This window comes from Caballeronia sordidicola (genome assembly GCF_002220365.1).
GTDB lineage: Bacteria > Pseudomonadota > Gammaproteobacteria > Burkholderiales > Burkholderiaceae > Caballeronia > Caballeronia sordidicola_C.
Window position 1 is genome coordinate 1 of record NZ_MTHB01000050.1, and the last position, 19146, is coordinate 19146.

The window sequence follows — 19146 nt, forward strand, 5'->3', positions numbered from 1 at the left end:
AGAACGCCTGCCGGGTTGAGGCGCTGCAACTCTCACAGATGGAGCGGGTGGAGAAGGCGCTCGTGCTGTACATGGTCGTATCGTGGCGTATCGCGCGGCTCATGCGTGTGGGCAGAACCTGTCCGGAGTTGGACGCGTCGCTGTTCTTCGAGCCTGACGAGATACACGGCGCCCACGTGCTCTGTAAGAAGGCGCGTCCGAAAAAACCACCGACGCTCAACCAGATGATACGGATGGTCGGCTCACTAGGCGGATTTCTCGGGCGCAAGAGCGACGGCGAACCGGGAGCGAAGACGCTGTGGATTGGCATGCAGCGAGTCATGGATGCTGTGATCACCATCCAGATCTTGCGCGACGGCTATGACACTTCTGTATGTGCGACACGTGTCGCCGTCCGCCGGACGTAAATCGGCAAGGTAGTGGATGGCAAAGTCCGCTTCTGTCTTGTCACGCGCGGCTCGCCGTGCCGTGACCTGCTGTACGGCCAGCAGTTGCCTACCCGGACGTGCGCGACTGGTAACGGTCGGGTGCGAAGCTCCGGGAACAACGTACCCTCGAAAGACATCACCACTGGCGACAGTGCGGATGACGCTGCGAGCCGCAATGCGGCGTGGGGGCCAGGCAAGTTCCGCATGCGCAACAGATGTGAATCGTCGATAAACCTCGTAAGTGTCAACGGGCCAAAGCGGCTGATAGGCCCGGGCCAAAAAAGGCATGCAGCTGGATGTTCTTTTATACAGTGGGGACACGCCGTCCTAACGCTGCCGGGGAATAGACGGGCGCTAAACGGATAGTCCCAGTGCGATAGGAGTGAAGGTCGCATCCGGGGCGACAGGAGCGGGAACGTGGTAAGTCCAATTGTCCGCCTACGCCAGATATTGGGCTACGGCAGGTAAGCCGCGAGGCAAGCTGTTGGGCAAGTGGATATGAGAACGCGGAGAAAGCGAATGGCGAGCGGTAATAGCCCGCATAGGGGTTCAAGATTTGCCCCGACCTGAAAGGGTGCAGACTTCCGCGTGGTGCAGTTGTCGTAGGTCCACTTTCGAGATTCATCGAAGGGAAGCTTGTGAGAGACCGGTATGTCTACGGTTCAGCACCCTTCGTCTCAGCGATGAGGCGAATCGACAATGTGATACTTGCGAAGGGCTTGCGAAGTCGGGCAAGACCGACGTCTATGTGACGTTTAACACTGTGCTCGAGCCGTATGCGGGGAAAGCCCGCACGTACGGTTCTTCGGGGGCCTCGTTGCCGAGAGGCAACGGGGCTACCCACTAACGAAATGGGCTTAAGTAGCTGCATGAGTTGCAAGGGCTATCGCCCGACTCGCTCAGGCAGTTGCAGCTGAAATCCGCTTGTCATGCTCGATCACGGCGTAGGCGCTGTGATTGTGGATCGACTCGAAGTTCTCGGCTTCCAGCACATACGCCACAATTCGTTCGTCAGCATTCAGTCGCGTAGCGACATCGCGAACCAGGTCCTCAACGAATTTCGGGTTCTCGTAAGCACGCTCGGTCACGAACTTCTCGTCGGGCCGCTTCAACAAACCCCACAACTCGCACGACGCTTCTTCTTCCGCGATCCTGATCAAGTCCTCGATCGCAACATCACCCTCGAACTCCGCCGCGATAGTCACATGCGAGCGCTGGTTATGCGCGCCGTATTGCGAAATCTGCTTCGAACACGGGCACAGGCTCGTGACCGGCACGAGCACTTTCAGCGAGATCCGCGTCTCGCCACCGCGCACTTCGCCGGTCAACGTAACCTCGTAATCCATCAGGCTTTGCACGCCTGACACCGGCGCGGTCTTCATGACGAAATACGGGAACGAAACCTCGATACGCCCTGAATGCGCTTCAAGCTTCGCCAGCATCGCGGCAAGCATGGTCCGGAATGCGGCCTGATCGAGCGGCGCACGGTGTTCGTCGAGCAAAGCGACGAAGCGCGACATGTGCGTGCCTTTTTGATCGGCGGGAAGATGAACGTCGAGATTCCAGATGCCAACGCCCGGCTGCAATTCACCGCTGGAGGTCCGGATGGTCAGCGGATATCGAACTGCTTTTACGCCCACGCGCTGGATTGGGATCTGCCTGACGTCGAGCGAACTCTGAACATCGGGCATCGCAAAGGCGGGATTCATCTGATTCATTCTTTTTCCTTGTCCGTGGCGTGAATCTCGTCGCGCGAACCTTGACGCGCACGGATGAAACAAAACGCGCGTCCCCGACGCCCGTCTTCACCACACGTTCTCAATCAGGCGACGCGTTTCGTCAGCTTGCCTGCAGCACTTTCGACAGCAGTATCGACCGCGGTATTGAGAAAGCGCTCGCGAATCGATTTGGCGATACCCGCGCCATCCAGCCCGCACGATGCCAGCAGCTTGACCGGATCGCCGTGATCGATGAAAAGATCGGGCAAGCCCAGTTGCAGCACAGGCTTGATGACCGCGTTCGCCAACAGGCTTTCCACGCATGCCGAGCCTGCGCCGCCCATGATCGCGCCTTCTTCCACGGTCACGAGTGCGTCGTGGGTGGCAGCGAGTTCACGCAGCAATTCGGCATCGATCGGCTTCACGAAGCGCATGTTCGCGACGGTGGCGTCCAGTTCCTCGGCCGCCGCCAGCGCAGGCGCCACCATGGTGCCGAACGCAAGGATCGCGATACGCCTGCCGGAACCTACTTTCTGCGTGGACTCACGGCGGATTTCGCCCTTGCCGAGCGCAATAGCGGTCATCTTCTTGACGATCTTCACGCCCGTGCCCGCACCACGCGGATAACGCACAGCGGACGGATTGGGCTGCTGCAACGCCGTGTAAAGCATCTGACGGCATTCGTCTTCGTCTGACGCCGCCATCACCGTCATGTTCGGGATGCAGCGCAGGAACGCGAGATCGTAATTGCCGGCGTGCGTCGCACCGTCCGCGCCCACCAGACCCGCGCGGTCGATGGCGAATACCACCGGCAGGTTCTGCAACGCGACGTCATGGATCAACTGATCGTAGGCACGCTGCAAGAAGGTCGAATAGATTGCGACCACCGGGCGCATGCCGTCGGCGGCGAGACCGCCCGCGAACGTCACGGCGTGTTGCTCAGCGATACCCACATCGAAATAACGATCCGGGAAACGCTTCTCGAACTCCACCATGCCCGAGCCTTCGCGCATGGCCGGCGTAATGCCGACGACCCGCGAATCCTGCTCGGCGGCGTCGCACAGCCATTCGCCGAATACTTGCGTATAAGTCTTCTTCGACGGTGCCGTCGACGGCTTGATGCCTTCCGCCGGATTGAACTTGCCAGGACCGTGATAGAGAACCGGATCAGCTTCGGCAAGCTTGTAACCCTGCCCCTTCTTCGTCACGACGTGCAGGAACTGCGGACCGCGCAATTCCTTGATGTTTTGCAGCGTCGGAATCAACGATTCGAGATCATGGCCATCAATGGGACCGATGTAGTTAAAGCCGAATTCCTCGAACAACGTGGCCGGAACAATCATGCCCTTCGCGTGCTCCTCGAGCTTGCGAGCAAGGTCCAGCATGGGAGGAGCCACGCGCAGCACGCGCTCCACACCGGCACGCGCCGCCGCGTAGAAACGCCCCGACATCAAGCGCGCGAGATGGCGATTCAACGCGCCGACCGGCGGCGAGATCGACATGTCGTTGTCGTTCAGGATCACGAGCAGCGGCACGTCGTCGGCCACGCCTGCATTGTTCATGGCCTCGAATGCCATGCCGGCGGTCATCGCGCCGTCACCGATCACCGCGATCGAATAGCGGTTGTCGCCCTGCAGCTTGCTCGCGATCGCCATGCCGAGCGCCGCCGAAATCGACGTACTGGAATGCGCGGTGCCGAAGGTGTCGTATTTCGATTCGCTACGGCGCGGGAAGCCGGAAATGCCGCCGGCCTGGCGCAGCGTCTTCATCTGATCGCGACGGCCAGTCAGGATCTTGTGCGGATAAGTCTGGTGACCGACGTCCCAGACAATTCGATCATGCGGGGTATCGAAGACGTAATGGAGCGCGATCGTCAGTTCGACCGTCCCCAGATTCGACGACAAATGCCCGCCCGTCTGCGACACGCTGTCGAGCACGTAGGCACGCAGCTCTTCGGCCAGCGGTTTTAGTTCGTGGCGGTCCAGGGCGCGCAAGGCGGCCGGATCGTCGATGGTTTTCAGCAAGTCGTACATCGTCGTCCCATTTAGGAAAACTGGCGGAAGCCGTTCGGTTGTTACCCGGTGCAGCTTGGAGCAGCATGCGTAAGGTGCGTAAGGTGCGTAAGTTGCATCAGGCACGCCCGCCGGTCCCGCGTTTTATCGTATGTTTCAGTGCACCCGGTTCACAACCAGGTCAGCCAATTCCCCGAGCCGACCGGCACGCGGGCCGAAAGGCGCGAGCGCAGCATGCGCATCGCGGCCCAGTTGCGCCGCCAGTTCGCGCGATGCATCGAGTCCGATGATCGACACGTAGGTCGGCTTGTCATCCTTCGCGTCCTTGCCCGCCGTTTTGCCCAGCGTGGCGGAGTCGGCCGTGACGTCGAGAATGTCGTCTACCACCTGGAACGCAAGTCCGACCGCAGCTGCGTAGGCGTCCAGCGCATTCATGGCGGCTGCATCGGGCGCCTCACCACAGAGTGCGCCCATTCGCACGGCCGCGCGCAGCAACGCGCCGGTTTTCTTGCGATGCATGGTTTCAAGTTCCGGGCGCGAGAGCTTGCGGCCCACGCTTTCCAGATCGATGGCCTGGCCGCCCGCCATGCCGACCGAACCGCTCGCCAGCGCCAGCTCGCGCGTAAGCGACGCCTGCTGCGGCGCGCTCAAGCCGTTGTCCGCCGTCAGCGCAATGAAAGCTTGCGATTGCAAAGCGTCGCCGACCAATAATGCCGTCGCTTCGTCATATTGCACATGTACCGTTGGTTTTCCGCGACGCAAGGCGTCGTCGTCCATGGCCGGCATGTCGTCATGCACCAGCGAATACACATGAATCATCTCGAGCGCCGCGCTCGCCGCTTCCAGTTGCTGCGACCCAGCGCCGGTCAGCTCACCGGCTGCGTTGCACAACAGCGGGCGAACCCGCTTGCCGCCGCCGAGCACCGCGTAGCGCATGGCTTCATGCAGTTTGGCGGGCGCGATGTCCGTTCCCGGCAAATAATGCTCCAGCGCCGTTTCCACGCGGTCAAGGCTCGCGCGCATCCATTGATCGAAAGTCATAAGTCGTCCCCGTTATCTGCCGTTGTGCCGGCGCCCTGGGTGGCGCGCTGGACCTCGGCGGGCAGCGGTTTTAGTGTGTCGCCGTCGAGCACGCGAACTTGCTGCTCGACCTTCTCTAGTTGTTGCTGGCAAAAGCCGACCAGCGCGGCGCCGCGCCGATAAGCCGCTAGCGACTCTTCAAGACTCAGCGCGCCGCCCTCCATGCGCGCCACGAGCCCCTCCAGTTCGGCCAGCGCCGTTTCGTAATTCTCCGGGAGCGGCGCGTTTTCCGCGCTAGCCGAGCCTTCCTGCGTTGCGGTCTTCGCCATGAATCGTGGGTGTATTGTCGGATTTTGGGAAACAAGTCGGACATTCTACGGCAAAAGCTGCTTTTCTGACCTTGAGCGTGCTCTCATCCATGCCTGTGGCCTGTCTCAGGCCATTACTGCCTATCTCTGAAAAAGTGGAGAAAGGGCGTCGACGTGTGGAACTCCTCAGCAGCAATTGACCCAAATCAAGGCCTTGAGTGCCCCATTGAGAGGGTTTTCGGTATAATCGCGGGCTCCCTAAATCGAATTTTCGATGGTTGGGTTGTTCACTGCTTTCACGTCTTCACGGGAGTGGGAATGTCCAATCTGAGTAATGCATTGCAACTGAACGCAATTCACAGTCAGTTGCCAGTCACGGCTTACTTTGACGAAGCGCTTCTCAAGCGCGAAATCGACACGCTGTTCAAACGCGGTCCCCGCTATATCGGCCATGAACTCATGGTGCCCGATACGGGAAGTTATTTTGCTTTGCCCGGCGAGGGCGAAGGGCGTCTGCTCGTCCGTAACAAACAGGACGAAATCGAGCTGCTCTCCAACGTATGCCGCCATCGCCAGGCCATCATGCTCAACGGGCGCGGCACGGCGGAGAACATCGTGTGTCCGCTGCACCGCTGGACCTACGACCTCGACGGCCAGTTGCTCGGCGCGCCGCATTTCGCCGACAACCCGTGCCTCAACCTCGGCAAGTCTGCGTTGCAGAACTGGCAGGGGCTGCTGTTCGAGTCCAGCGGCCGCGACGTTGCCGCCGATCTGGCGAAGCTTGGCCCGGCGAAACATTTCGACTTTTCTGGCTTCATGTTCGATCACGTCGAAGTGCATGAGTGCAATTACAACTGGAAGAGCTTTATCGAGGTGTACCTCGAGGATTATCACGTCGCGCCGTTTCACCCGGGTCTGGGGAGCTTTGTTTCCTGCGACGACCTGACGTGGGAATTCGGCGACTGGTATAGCGTTCAGACGGTTGGCGTCCACAAGAATCTGGAAAAGCCGGGTAGCCCGACGTACCGCAAGTGGCACGACGAAGTGCTGCGCTTCCGTGGCGGCAAACCGCCCGAGTTCGGCGCGATCTGGATGGTGTATTACCCCGGCATCATGATCGAGTGGTATCCGCATGTGCTCGTGGTCTCGTGGCTGATTCCGCAGGGTCCGCAGAAGACGACGAATATCGTCGAGTTCTATTACCCGGAGGAAATTGCGCTGTTCGAGCGTGAATTCATCGAGGCGGAACGGGCGGCGTATATGGAAACGGCGCGCGAGGACGACGAGATCGCCGAGCGCATGGACGCCGGAAGGCGCGCGCTGATGAATCGCGGCGAGTCGCAAGTCGGGCCGTATCAGAGCCCGATGGAGTCAGGGATGCAGCACTTCCACGAGTTCTTGCGGCGGCAGTTGGGCGAGATTTGACAGGGATACGGTTGAATAAGAAAGACGGGCTTGGGTCCGTCTTTTTTGTTTAGACTTGAAGCTTAACTACTGCAACGCGCCGTCCCACGGCCCACCAAGCCGCGCGTTCGCCCCGGGAGCTGTCATGCCGCACACGCACTACACCACGCTTATCTCCGCGACCAATCTTGTCGAACGCCTCGCCGCCGCGCCCGGCAGCGTACTGATCGTCGATTGCCGCTTCGACCTGGCCTCCTCGCCCGAAGCCGGGCAAGCCGCGTATGCGGCAGGACATATTCCGGGCGCACATTATCTGCATCTCGAGCGCGATTTGTCGGGCGCAAAGACGGGTAAGAACGGCCGCCATCCATTGCCGGAACGGGCGGCGCTGGTTGCCACGCTCAATCGCATCGGCCTGAAGGAAGGCCAACAAGTTGTCATCTACGACGCCCAGGGCGGCATGTACGCGGCACGTCTGTGGTGGCTATTGCGCTGGCTCGGCCACGATTCCGTCGCGCTGCTCGACGGTGGCCTCAACGCTTGGCAAGCGGCCGGTCAGCCTCTCGATACGACTACACCGCCCGAATCCGAAGGCACGTTCAAGGCCGGCGCGCCGCTGGCCGTCACGTTTGACGTCGACGCCGTCGTACGCAATCTGACCACGCATGACCATGTCTTAATCGATGCCCGTTCCGCGGACCGGTATCGCGGAGAGAACGAGACGCTCGATCCGGTCGGCGGCCATATTCCGGGCGCGCTGAATCGCTTTTTCAAGGACAACCTGACCACCGATGGCCGCTTCAAGACCGCGCACGAACTGCGCGAGACATTTAGCGGACTGCTTGGGGCAGCGTCGCCGGATCGGGTGGTGCTGCAATGCGGCTCGGGCGTGACGGCCTGCCATAACGCATTGGCGATGGAAATCGCCGGCCTGCATGGTGCCGCGCTTTATGGGGGATCGTGGAGTGAATGGTGCTCGGACGCATCGCGGCCGGTGGCAACAGGCGCGGCTGCCTGAGGTTTTTGCCGTGCCGGGATGAAATAGAGCGCAGCGGTATGGGCGGGAAGCGCCCTCTGCGCTCATTGCAAGGACTTGAGATTTTTGCTCTGCCGGGAGTGGTGGAAGCCGTAACCGAATAGATTGGCGGCCCACTCGCCGCCCACTCGCCGCCCACGGCAAGAGCCATGCGCCGCTAGGGCAAAACGGCGGCGCGGCCATGTTCCTTGTAGGCGTTTGGAACAGACAGCATCGCCGCCCTTTGCCCGTCACTTCACCCCGTGCTCCCTGAACCAAGCCAACGTGCGCTTCCAGCCGTCTTCCGCATCGGCTTTCCGGTAACTCGGCCGGTAATCCGCAAAAAACGCATGCGGCGCGTCGTCGTAGACGACGATTTGCGAGCCTCGCGCGACCGCCGGACCCGACGCAATCGCCTGCTTCATCTGCTCGAGCGAGTCCTGCGGAATGCTTTGATCCAGCTTACCGAACAGGCCAAGCACCGGTGCCTTCAAGTTTGATGCGAGATCGAGCGGATTCGCCGGATTGTTCGGCGTCTTGGGCCCCACCACTCGCCCGTACCACACCACCGCCGCTTTGAGGTGGGGATTGCGCTCGGTGTAAAGCCACGTGATCCGGCCGCCCCAACAAAACCCCGTAATGCCCAGTCGATTCAAATCGCCGCCGTGTTCACCCGCCCAGGCGACGGTCGAGTCGATATCGGAGAGCACCTGGTCGTCCGGCACCTTTGAGACGAGTTGTTCGTTCAACTGCTGCATCGACGTGAATTTCGACGCGTCACCTTCGCGTACATAAAGATCGGGCGCGACAGCTAGATAGCCAAGTTTGGCGAAGCGGCGGCAGACATCGGCAATATGCTCGTGCACGCCAAAAATCTCGTGAATCACGATGATCACCGGCAAATGCGTCTTGCCTTTGGGCTGCGCCCGATACGCGGGCACAAGCGTGCCGTCGGCGGCCTTGAAGCCGACCGGACCGGCTTCCAGACCGTCGCTATCGGTGATGATGGTTTGTGCGGACACTGGCATCACGCAGGCGGCAAAACCGCTGCCGAGCGCAGCCTTGATAAACGTGCGCCGGTTGAACGGGACATGCGGAACGAGGCTGTCGATATCAGGCGTAAGCATGCAAAGCTCCAGCGGCATGGGCCGCGAAGGACCACTGGCACGCAGTGCTAGCGAGCCGGCGTCCAGAATGGGTAAGCCGCGCTACCGACCCGCAAAACCAGCCGAAAGCACGGCAAGAACTACACGATAACTACACGATAACCACGCGATAAATACACGATAACCACTGTGAAGCGCGGGCCGCGCTCCAAAGCCGGCTGCCCATTCTAAACAGCTTTAGTGGAGCTTGACGCGTGGCGCGGTGGAGCGCCGCAACCAGTGGGCGACCGTATCCAGCGCCATGCGCGCCCAGCCATGCAGCGCCGCAATATGCATGCGGTACAGCGACTGATACATGAAGCGCGCGAACAGCCCTTCAATCAGCATGTTGCCGCCGATCAACCCGCCCATCAGACTCCCGACCGCGCTGAAGTGCCCGAGCGACACCAGCGATCCAAAGTCGCGATAGGTATAGTCGGGCAACGGCTTGTCCTCCAACCGGCGCTCAAGCGACTTCAGCAGGAAACTCGCCTGCTGATGCGCAGCCTGCGCACGCGGCGGCACGTTGCGCCCTTCTTTTTCGCCGCCCGGCCACGCGCATGCAGCGCAATCGCCGAGAGCGAAGATGTTGTCGTCGATTTCGGTTTGCAGCGTGCCGCGCACAATTAGTTGACCGAGCCGGTTGGTGGTGAGCCCGTCGAGTGTCGACAGCACGCCGGGCGCGCGGATGCCGGCCGCCCACACCGTCAGATCGGCGGCAATGGTCTTGCCGCTCGCCGTGCGGATCGAGTCGCGCGACACTTCGGCCACGGTCTCGCTGGTCATCAACTGGACGCCGAGCTTCTGCAGCAACTCGGCGGTCGCGGTGGACACGCGCTCGGGCAACGCGGGCAGAATGCGCGGTCCGGCTTCGATCAGCACAATGCCGACATCGTGTTTCGGATCGAGCTTGTGTAACCCATACGCGTGCAGCACTTGCGCCGTATTGCGTAATTCCGCCGATAACTCCACGCCGGTCGCCCCGCCACCCACGATCGCGACCTGAATCCGCGGCTGTTTCACTCCGGCATCGGTGCTCGCCGTACTCGGCTCCGGCGCCCGGTAATCCGCGCGAATACACGCCGCAATCAGCCGTTTGCGGAACAGTTCGGCTTGATCGACGGTATCGAGCGCGAGCGAATTTTCTTGCGCCCCCTGCACGCCGAAAAAGGCTGTCGTACTGCCAATTGCCACGATCAGCGTGTCGTATTCCAGATCGCGCTGCGGCACCAGTTCGCCGGCTTCATCGTCCAGAAGAGGACCTAGCGTCACCCGTCTTGCCGTCCGGTCGATGCCGAGCAAATCGCCCTGCTGATACTCGAAACCGTGCCAGCGCGCCTGCGCCGCATACGGCAATTCCTGCGAAAACGGGTCCAGGCTCCCGGCCGCGACTTCATGCAGCAGCGGCTTCCAGATGTGCGTGGAATTCCGGTCAATGAGCGTAACGCGCGCACGCGCCGCACGTTTGCCGTCTGCGCTGCCGAACTTGTCGCCAAGACGCGTGGCCAGTTCAAGCCCGCCCGCTCCTCCGCCGACGATGATGAAACGGTGCATTCAAACTCCCCTATGACATCATTCAAAACTAGCTGCAAGGGCCACCCGGCATGTTCAATGCGCCCTCAGTGCGCCCTCAGTGCGCCTCTTCCCAGTTATTGCCCACGCCAACTTCCGCCACCAGCGGCACCTTCAGTTTGGCAACGCCGCACATCAACTCCGGCAGGCGCTTGCGGACTTCGGACAACTCGGCTTCGGGCACTTCGAGCACGAGTTCATCGTGGACCTGCATGATCATCTTGCTCTGACTCTTCGATACTTCCAGCCAGTCCTGCACGGCGATCATGGAAAGCTTGATGAGGTCGGCTGCCGTGCCTTGCATGGGCGCGTTGATCGCAGCGCGCTCGGCGCCTTGCCGGCGCGGTCCGCTGCCGCCGTTGATCTCCGGGAGCCAGAGGCGCCGTCCGAACACGGTCTCGACAAAACCATCGCGCTTCGCCTTCGTGCGCGTTTCTTCCATGTAGTTCGCGACACCCGGATAACGCTGGAAATACCGGTCGATATAAAGCTTCGCCGCATCGCGCGAAATGCCGATATTCGATGCCAGTCCAAACGCGCTCATGCCATAGATCAAGCCGAAATTGATCACTTTTGCGATGCGCCGCTGATCGTTTGACACCTCGATAGGCGTGATGCCGAAAATCTCCGAGGCGGTCGCCCGATGCACGTCTTCGCCTTCAGCGAACGAGCGCATGAGCGACGGATCGCCGGAGATATGCGCCATGATCCGCAACTCGATCTGCGAATAATCCGCCGACACGATCTTGGCTCCCGGCGGCGCAATGAACGCCTCGCGAATCCGCCGGCCTTCAGTGGTCCGCACCGGGATGTTCTGCAAGTTCGGTTCATTCGACGAGAGCCGCCCCGTCACCGCCACGGCCTGCGCATAGTTCGTATGCACGCGGCCGGTCTTGGCGTTGACCATGCGCGGCAGCTTGTCGGTGTAGGTAGACTTCAGCTTCGACAAACCGCGATGTTCCAGCAGGATCTTCGGCAACGGATAGTCTTCGGCGAGCTTCTGCAGCACTTCTTCGTCGGTGGAAGGCGCGCCGCTCGGCGTCTTCTTGACCACCGGCAATTGCAGTTTCTCGAAGAAAATCTGGCCGATCTGCTTCGGCGAACCCAGGTTGAATTCGCCGCCCGCGAGCATGTACGCCTCGGCTTCCAACTGAATCAGGCGCGCAGCGATCTGACCGCTTTGCACCCGCAGCAGTTCGCCGTCGATCAATACGCCGTTGCGCTCCATCTTGCGCAGTACGCGCGACGTCGGCATCTCTATGTCGCGGTACACCTTCAGCAATTGCGCTTCATCGGCGAGCTGCGGATAAAGCGCTTGATGCAGCCGCAGCGTAATGTCCGCATCCTCCGCTGCGTAGGGCGCCGCCTGGTCCAGCGCCACTTCGTCAAAGCCAATCTGCGACGCACCTTTACCCGCCACCTCTTCGTACTTGATGGTCTTCGCGCCCAGATGCCGAAGCGCGAGATTGTCCATGTCGTGCGGCCGGTGCGATTCTAAAACATACGATTGCAACAACGTGTCGTGTTCGACACCATTCAATTCGATGCCGTAGTTCGCCAGCACTTGCTCGTCGTATTTCAGATGCTGGCCGACCTTCTTCTTCGACGGATCTTCCAGCCACGATTTAAGCTTTTGCAGGACTGCGTCGCGCGGCAATTGCAGTGGCGCATCCGGTCCGCGATGCGCGACCGGAATATAAGCCGCATGCCCCGGCTCGACCGACACCGATAACCCGACCAGTTGCGCGAGCATTGGGTCGAGCGCAGTCGTTTCGGTATCGAAGGAAGTCAGCTCGGCGGCGTTGATGCGCGCGAGCCATTCGTCGAATTGCTCCCACGTCTGCACCGTGTCGTAATGCCGTTCCATTTCGGTGGCCGGCGCGGGCGGCGTGTCGACGGGACCTTCGACCGCGTCCGCAATCTCCACTTCCCGCAGCCAGGTCTTGAAACCGTGGCGCGTGAACAGGTCGCGCAATTCGTCGCGAGCCTCGGGCCGCGCCGGAAGCGTTTCCTCGATCGACACGATCTGCTCCGTCAGGTCGCACTCCGTCTGTACGGTAACGAGCTGTTTCGCCATCGGAAGGAAGGTGAGAGCCTTGCGCAGATTGTCTCCCACCGCACCTTTGATTTCGTCCGCATGTGCCACGATGCCATCGAGGGTTTCGTATTGCGCGAGCCATTTCAACGCTGTCTTCGGTCCGCACTTTTCGACACCTGGTACGTTATCGACCGTATCGCCGATGAGCGAGAGATAGTCGACGATCCGCTCCGGCGGCACGCCGAACTTATTCAGCACCCCGGCGCGATCGAGCGTCTCGTTGGACATCGTATTGATGAGGGTGACATGATCCGTCACAAGCTGCGCCAGATCCTTGTCCCCGGTCGACACGACCACTTTCATGCCGCGCTTTTCGGCGGCAACCGCAAGCGTGCCAATGACGTCGTCGGCCTCCACGCCTTCGATCATCACAAGCGGCCAGCCGAGCGCTCGCACGATCACGTGGATGGGCTCTATCTGTTTCGAGAGGTCCTCGGGCATCGACGCCCGGTTTGCCTTGTAATCCGGATACCAGTCGTCACGAAATGTCTTGCCTTTGGCGTCGAATACGCACGCGCTATACTCTGCGTTGATGTCCTTTCGCAACCGCCGCAGCATGTTGATCATTCCGTACAGCGCGCCGGTTGGACCGCCGTCAGGGCCGCGTAAATCCGGCATGGCGTGGTAGGCCCGATAGAGATAGCTGGATCCGTCGACCAATAGCAGGGTCTTACCTTCAAGATTAAGTTCTTCAGGCATTATGAACAAAAGAAAAGTGATTCCGAGTCTGCGATCGCTCGCAGATCAAGAGCGCGCGACAGCCAAGAAGGCCCGCGCATCGTGGCAGATGTTCACGATTATGGCAGAGTTTATCGAGGCGACCGAGTACCTGTCGGAGATCCGCCCTGCCATCAGCATCTATGGTTCGGCGCGCCTGAAACCCGAGTCGCCGTACTACAAGCTCACCATGGAAATCGCGCAGAAATTCTCTGACGCCGGCTTCGCCGTCATCTCCGGCGGCGGTCCCGGCATCATGGAGGCGGCCAACAAGGGCGCCCATGCGGGAAAGTCGCCGTCGGTGGGGCTGAACATCGAGTTGCCGCATGAGCAGTCGGGCAACCAGTGGCAGGACATCTCGCTGCGCTTCCGGCACTTTTTCACGCGCAAGGTGACGTTCGTGAAGAATTCGGACGCCGTGGTGGTCATGCCGGGCGGCTTTGGTACGCTCGATGAAATGGCCGAAGTGCTGACGCTGATCCAGACCAAGAAGTCGCGGCACGTACCCATCGTGCTGGTTGGCGCCGAGTTCTGGGAAGGCTTGCTCTCGTGGTTCCGCAACACGTTGATCCCGACCGGCGTGATCAGCGCGAAGGATCTCGACCTGATGCAGGTGATCGACGACCCGGATCAGGTGCTGGAAGCGGTGCTGCAGTTCTACGAAGACCGCGAAACAGCCGAAGAACAACCGGCCGAAGGCAAGTCGGACGAAGACCGGATGTTCTATCTTTGATGGTTTGATAGCGGATTCGATAACGTTCCATAATCTGAGCGCTCGATGAGCGGCTCCTTTCGGAGCCGCTTTTTGCGTTGTCGGACTGCCCTATTGGAATGCAACTTCAGCAAATCCACGCAACTTCCGGCTATGCAATTTCGATAGCCCGTTCATTCGCAACAACTCCATCGCCTTGACGCCGATCTGTAAATGCTGATCAACCTGCGCGCGATAAAACTGGTCTGCCATGCCCGGCAATTTCAATTCGCCATGCAAAGGTTTATCGGAGACGCAAAGCAAGGTTCCGTAAGGCACGCGAAAACGGAATCCATTGGCAGCAATGGTTGCACTTTCCATATCGAGCGCAATGGCGCGGCTTTGCGACAAACGCTGTACCGGCTCACGGTGATCGCGTAACTCCCAGTTACGGTTATCCACGCTCGCCACGGTTCCCGTGCGCATGACGTGCTTGAGATCCACGCCTTCGAGCTTGGTCACTTGCGCGACCGCTTTCTCCAGCGCGACCTGGACTTCAGCCAAGGCGGGAATCGGAATCCAGAGCGGCAAATCGGCGTCGAGCACATGGTCCTCGCGCACATAACCGTGCGCCAATACATAGTCGCCCAGACGCTGCGTATTCCTCAATCCCGCGCAATGCCCGAGCATGATCCACGCATGCGGCCGAAGTACTGCTATATGGTCCGTGATCGTCTTCGCATTCGACGGCCCCACGCCAATATTGACCATGGTGATGCCGCTGCCATCGGCGCGTTTCAGATGATAGGCGGGCATTTGCGGCAAGCGAGGAGGGGCAACGCCCTGCTGCTCCTCTTGCGAATCGCCCAGGTTCTCGTTGCCCGTAATCACGTCGCCGGGCTCGACGAAGGACGTGTATTCCCTTCTATAAGCCCGCGTCTCTTCGTCATCCGCACTCGACATGATCCTGCGTCCGAGCTTCACGAACTCATCGATATAAAACTGGTAGTTCGTATAAAGCACGTAGTTCTGGAAATGCGTAGGCGAAGTCGCGGTGTAATGCTTCAGCCGATGCAAAGAGAAGTCCACGCGCGCCGCCGTGAACAATGCGAGCGGATGCGGTTCGCCCGGACCCGGTTCATACGTGCCGTTCACAATGCGGTCGTCGAGCAGCGCGAGATCGGGCATATCGAAGATATTGCGCATGGCGAGCAGCCGGTCGCGATCCATGTCGCCTTCCAGGTGAATGCCTTCCGCAAACGCGAAGTGAATGGGCACCGGTTGCGCCGATACGCCCACCTCAATCCCGATATGATGATTCTTGGTGAGAAGCCGCAATTGCTCGCGATAATAATGGCCGAATAAATCCGGCCGTGTCAGCGTGGTTTCAAAAATCCCGGGGCCAGCGACAAAACCATATGAACGGCGTGAATCGATTTGCGTATTCAACTCGGTACGCACACGCACGAACGGATAACACGCCCGCACGCGATGTGAAAAAGGTTCGTTCTTTCTATAACGCGCGAAGGCGTCCCGAAGGAAGGAGGCGTTTGCTTCGTAGATTGCCGATACCCGCGCAACGGCGGCCACGGGGTCATCGAAAGACTCCGTCGGAAAGTTGTTGGCAGGCGTGGAATGGCTTGCTTGAGTCCGGTCGTTTGTCATGATCTTCTGCGCTCTTGTGATGAATCGACATTAACACGGAAGAACCACGCGCCCATGAACAGCCCTCCCGGCGATGCGTTTCTTCAACACGTTCCATCGCGCCAGCACGCTTTCATTGAAACCAGCGCAAAATGAGGCTTTTGGGAGGGGCTCGACGTCCCTTTAGTGTCCCTTTAGCGAGTGCGTTTTGCTAAAATCCGGGCACTCATCTGGAGAAACATCATGAAGCCGCTTCAATCTGTCGCCATCGCTGCCATTCTCGCCGCGGCCAGCATGGGCGCCTATGCGCAATCGGCCCCCGCGACGGATGCTCCTCCGGCGCACGTCATGTCGCCTGAAGAGAATGCCGGGCTGCCGGACTTGAAGGCCATCAACCGGCCCGCCGCGCAAGTCACGTCGAAGGTCGAAATTTCGCCGCCGCGCCTGCCGAGTTACCACGAAACAAGCACGAACGGCACCGAAATCACCGAATACCGCGACAAAGGAAAACCGGTTGAAATCGACGTGCGCTCGAACTTTGGCACGCGTTATCAGATGAGCGCGCCCGCCGATACGTCGCCATCCGTGCGCGATAACGGCAAGCCCAGCACGCGCCTGCCTTCGTGGAACCTGACGTACTGAGCGTTTATCGAAGGCTTGTTGAACACTCGCCAAGCCTTCACCTCTGCCGGTTTCATCCGCTGAGCCCTGCGCCGCGCCGCCGTTTCCCGGCAACGCAACGCGTGACTGACGCGCCCGTCGGTCATCCTGCATGTTCAACCTCACCGACGCTCTCCCGCATGGCCGTATTCACCGCTGTCACCGATTCCCAGCTCACCGACTGGCTGCAACACTACGAACTCGGCGAAGCCGTCGATTTCCGTGGCATTGCATCCGGTATCGAAAACAGCAACTTCTTCCTGACGACCACGCGCGGCGCGTATGTGCTGACGATCTTCGAGAACCTCACGGCCACGCAATTGCCGTTTTATCTCGATTTGATGCGCCATCTGGCGTCGCATGCCGTGCCGGTACCTGACCCCATGCCACGTCGTGACGGCACGCTTTTCGGCATGTTGAACGGCAAGCCGGCGGCGATCGTGACAAAACTCGATGGCGCGCCGGAGTTGTCGCCGGGTCCGTTGCATTGCATCGAAGTGGGCCAGATGCTGGCGCGGCTTCATCTGGCCGGCCGGGATTTTCCCGTGCATCAGCCGAACTTGCGCAGCCTCGCCTGGTGGCAGGAGAACGTGCCCGCCGTGCTCTCGCATTTGAGCGACGCGCAGCGCGCGCTGGTCACCGGCGAACTCGAGCATCAGGCGTCATTTTTTGCATCGGACGAGTATCGGTCGCTGCCCGAAGGCCCATGTCATTGCGACCTGTTCCGCGACAACGTGCTGTTCGCGCATCCAACGGCAAATGAAACGCGGCTCGGCGGGTTCTTCGACTTCTATTTCGCCGGCAACGACAAATGGCTCTTCGATGTCGCCGTGTGCGTGAACGATTGGTGCGTCGATCTGGCGAGCGGCGCGCTGGATCTCGCGCGGGTCGACGCGTTGCTGCGCGCCTATCAGACAGTGCGGCCGTTCACGCCCGCCGAAGCACATCACTGGAACGACATGCTGCGCGCGGGCGCGTTGCGCTTCTGGGTGTCGCGTCTTTATGATTTTTACCGGCCGCGCGAAGCCGAGATGCTGAAACCGCACGATCCCGGCCATTTCGAACGCATTTTGCGCGAGCGCATCAAAGTTGCGCCTCCTCCCGTTCACGGTAATTAATCAATGCAATTGATCGAAGTCCCCGCCAAAACCGGTTATGTGTGGTTCCGCCAGGGCATCTGGCTGTTTCGCCGGAATCCGCTCGCGTTTCTCACGGTGTTCTTCGCCTACCTGTTTGCCATGACGCTGATCTCGCGGCTGCCGCTGATCGGTCCGGTGCTGCCGCTGCTGCTGATTCCGGGCGTGGCCGTGGGGTTCATGGCGGCTTGCCGCAATACCATCGCCAAGAAACCGGTCTGGCCGACGGTGCTCATCGACGGCTTTCGTGCCTATGGGCAGGTTGTTGCGCGCCGCCTGCTCGTGCTTGGCGTGGTCTATGTGGTAGCCATGGGTTTGATCTTCGCCGCGTCCGCGCTGGTCGACGACGGTTTGCTGCTCAACATGATGCTCGGCAACGGCCCGGCCGGGGATCCGGAAACCGTGGCGGCAAGCTTCAACCCGCTTGCGGTGCTCGTCGCCATGGTCTGCTATCTGCCGGTCGCCATGCTGTTCTGGTTCGCGCCTATTTTGGTCGCCTGGCATGACGTGCCGCCCGTGAAAGCGCTGTTTTTCAGCTTCGTCAGTTGCTGGCGCAATCGCGGCGCGTTCGTCATCTACGGCGTGTTGTGGATTGGCATTGCGCTCGCCGTGTCATTCGGGCTCAGTGCGCTTATGCAGATGCTTGGTGCCGCACAAGAAATGGCGCTCGCGGTGCTGATGCCGGCGTCCATTCTTGTCACGACCGCGTTGTATTGCTCGTTTTACGCGACGTATCGCGGCTGTTTCGGTGTGCAATCGGAGGATTCCCCTGATATCCCGGATCCGTCCGAACCGCCTGTGTGAGGCTTGTCCGGTGAAACAATCCAGTTAATCGAACGCCGATCACCCGCCGATCACCCGCCGATGACCCTTTAGTCATCGGCGTTTTGTTTGGTGGGGTGTTGTGCAACCAGGACGGACGGCTTCCTTAGTGCGCTAAATATTTGCGTACACTAGCGCTATATTCGTTTTAGCGTGCTCAGGCGCAACTGACATGACCTCTTCCTCGCAATTCTCGCTCGAACTCGATGCCCAGCTTTGCTTCGCGCTGTATTCGACTTCGCTCGCGATGACCAAGACGTACAAACCGCTGCTGGACAAGGTCGGACTGACCTTTCCGCAGTACCTGGCCATGCTGGTCCTGTGGCAAAGCGACGATCTGACCGTCAAGCAGATGGCCGAACGGCTAAGCCTCGATTCAGCGACCATGACGCCCCTGCTCAAGCGCCTGGAAGCGCAAGGGTACGTCAAGCGCGTACGGGGCATTGAAGACGAACGGCAAGTGCACATTCATCTCTCCGACGCCGGCCGTGAACTGAAGAAGGCTATCCACACTATCCCGGGCGAGATCTACTGCGCGGCCGGATCGGACGCCGACCGGCTCATCAAGCTGCGTGACGATCTGGTACGACTGCGCGCATCGCTGATCGAATACAACGAAGCCTAAAAACTCGATAGCCATAAGTAATCACCCACTCGTCAATTTAATTTGCACACTAATGATTAGTGCGATATATTTATTTCCGTTGACACCGTGTGACTGAACTTAGACCTGCAGTACCCTCTTTCTGCCGCCGA

General features: G+C 60.1%; 16 protein-coding genes. 8 read left to right on the forward strand and 8 right to left on the reverse strand.

Annotation, left to right across the window (positions count from 1 at the left end):
* Window positions 1-407: IS4 family transposase (locus tag BSU04_RS09330; protein ID WP_306427178.1), on the forward strand; the 407-nt coding region annotated here is incomplete at its 5' end.
* A gap of 920 nt (window positions 408-1327) precedes the next feature.
* Here the strand turns inward: BSU04_RS09330 and folE2 are convergent.
* From folE2 to BSU04_RS09350, 4 genes are all read right to left on the reverse strand, one after another.
* On the reverse strand, window positions 1328-2146 hold the full coding sequence (folE2, locus tag BSU04_RS09335; RefSeq protein ID WP_089160361.1) for a GTP cyclohydrolase FolE2: 819 nt from the start codon (window positions 2144-2146) through the stop codon (window positions 1328-1330).
* 104 nt (window positions 2147-2250) lie between these two features.
* The gene (gene dxs / locus BSU04_RS09340) at window positions 2251-4179 is read right to left on the reverse strand and encodes a 1-deoxy-D-xylulose-5-phosphate synthase (protein WP_089160362.1); all 1929 of its coding nucleotides are present in this window, start codon (window positions 4177-4179) and stop codon (window positions 2251-2253) included.
* Window positions 4180-4314: 135 nt separating this feature from the next.
* The gene (locus BSU04_RS09345; protein ID WP_089160363.1) at window positions 4315-5199 is read right to left on the reverse strand and encodes a polyprenyl synthetase family protein; all 885 of its coding nucleotides are present in this window, start codon (window positions 5197-5199) and stop codon (window positions 4315-4317) included.
* Window positions 5196-5507 (reverse strand): exodeoxyribonuclease VII small subunit, encoded by a 312-nt coding sequence (locus BSU04_RS09350; RefSeq protein WP_062086216.1) that lies wholly within the window; start codon window positions 5505-5507, stop codon window positions 5196-5198. Before BSU04_RS09350 ends, BSU04_RS09345 begins: the two co-directional genes overlap by 4 nt.
* A gap of 297 nt (window positions 5508-5804) precedes the next feature.
* Between BSU04_RS09350 and BSU04_RS09355 the strand changes: the two genes are divergently transcribed.
* Both BSU04_RS09355 and BSU04_RS09360 read left to right on the forward strand, forming a co-directional pair.
* Window positions 5805-6911: an aromatic ring-hydroxylating oxygenase subunit alpha gene (locus BSU04_RS09355; RefSeq protein WP_089160364.1), complete on the forward strand. Its 1107-nt coding sequence runs from the start codon at window positions 5805-5807 to the stop codon at window positions 6909-6911.
* Between the two features lie 124 nt (window positions 6912-7035).
* A complete protein-coding gene (locus tag BSU04_RS09360) occupies window positions 7036-7908 on the forward strand; it encodes a sulfurtransferase (RefSeq protein WP_089160365.1) in 873 nt (290 codons plus the stop codon).
* A 248-nt stretch (window positions 7909-8156) separates the two neighbouring features.
* Here BSU04_RS09360 and BSU04_RS09365 read toward each other — a convergent pair whose 3' ends face one another.
* The 3 genes from BSU04_RS09365 to polA all read right to left on the reverse strand — a co-directional run bounded on the left by BSU04_RS09365 (window position 8157) and on the right by polA (window position 13419).
* Complete coding sequence (locus tag BSU04_RS09365) at window positions 8157-9032, reverse strand: dienelactone hydrolase family protein (RefSeq protein ID WP_089160366.1); 876 nt, start codon at window positions 9030-9032, stop codon at window positions 8157-8159.
* Between the two features lie 216 nt (window positions 9033-9248).
* Window positions 9249-10604 (reverse strand): NAD(P)/FAD-dependent oxidoreductase, encoded by a 1356-nt coding sequence (locus BSU04_RS09370; protein ID WP_089160367.1) that lies wholly within the window; start codon window positions 10602-10604, stop codon window positions 9249-9251.
* Window positions 10605-10680: 76 nt separating this feature from the next.
* Window positions 10681-13419 (reverse strand): DNA polymerase I, encoded by a 2739-nt coding sequence (polA, locus tag BSU04_RS09375; RefSeq protein WP_089160368.1) that lies wholly within the window; start codon window positions 13417-13419, stop codon window positions 10681-10683.
* A gap of 1 nt (window position 13420) precedes the next feature.
* Here polA and BSU04_RS09380 point away from each other — a divergent pair, with 1 nt between their 5' ends.
* Window positions 13421-14170, forward strand: a complete 750-nt coding sequence (locus tag BSU04_RS09380) for a TIGR00730 family Rossman fold protein (RefSeq protein ID WP_089160369.1) — start codon at window positions 13421-13423, stop codon at window positions 14168-14170.
* Between the two features lie 90 nt (window positions 14171-14260).
* Here BSU04_RS09380 and BSU04_RS09385 read toward each other — a convergent pair whose 3' ends face one another.
* Entirely contained in the window at window positions 14261-15793 is a 1533-nt protein-coding gene (locus tag BSU04_RS09385) for an AMP nucleosidase (RefSeq protein WP_089160370.1), read from the reverse strand.
* 222 nt (window positions 15794-16015) lie between these two features.
* Between BSU04_RS09385 and BSU04_RS09390 the strand changes: the two genes are divergently transcribed.
* The 4 genes from BSU04_RS09390 to BSU04_RS09405 all read left to right on the forward strand — a co-directional run bounded on the left by BSU04_RS09390 (window position 16016) and on the right by BSU04_RS09405 (window position 19015).
* On the forward strand, window positions 16016-16414 hold the full coding sequence (locus tag BSU04_RS09390) for a hypothetical protein (RefSeq protein WP_089160371.1): 399 nt from the start codon (window positions 16016-16018) through the stop codon (window positions 16412-16414).
* A gap of 158 nt (window positions 16415-16572) precedes the next feature.
* Window positions 16573-17550, forward strand: coding sequence for a homoserine kinase (locus BSU04_RS09395; protein WP_089160372.1), 978 nt, complete (start codon window positions 16573-16575; stop codon window positions 17548-17550).
* A gap of 3 nt (window positions 17551-17553) precedes the next feature.
* A complete protein-coding gene (locus BSU04_RS09400; RefSeq protein WP_089160373.1) occupies window positions 17554-18372 on the forward strand; it encodes a BPSS1780 family membrane protein in 819 nt (272 codons plus the stop codon).
* Between the two features lie 190 nt (window positions 18373-18562).
* The gene (locus BSU04_RS09405; RefSeq protein WP_089160374.1) at window positions 18563-19015 is read left to right on the forward strand and encodes a MarR family winged helix-turn-helix transcriptional regulator; all 453 of its coding nucleotides are present in this window, start codon (window positions 18563-18565) and stop codon (window positions 19013-19015) included.
* Window positions 19016-19146 lie beyond the last annotated feature (131 nt).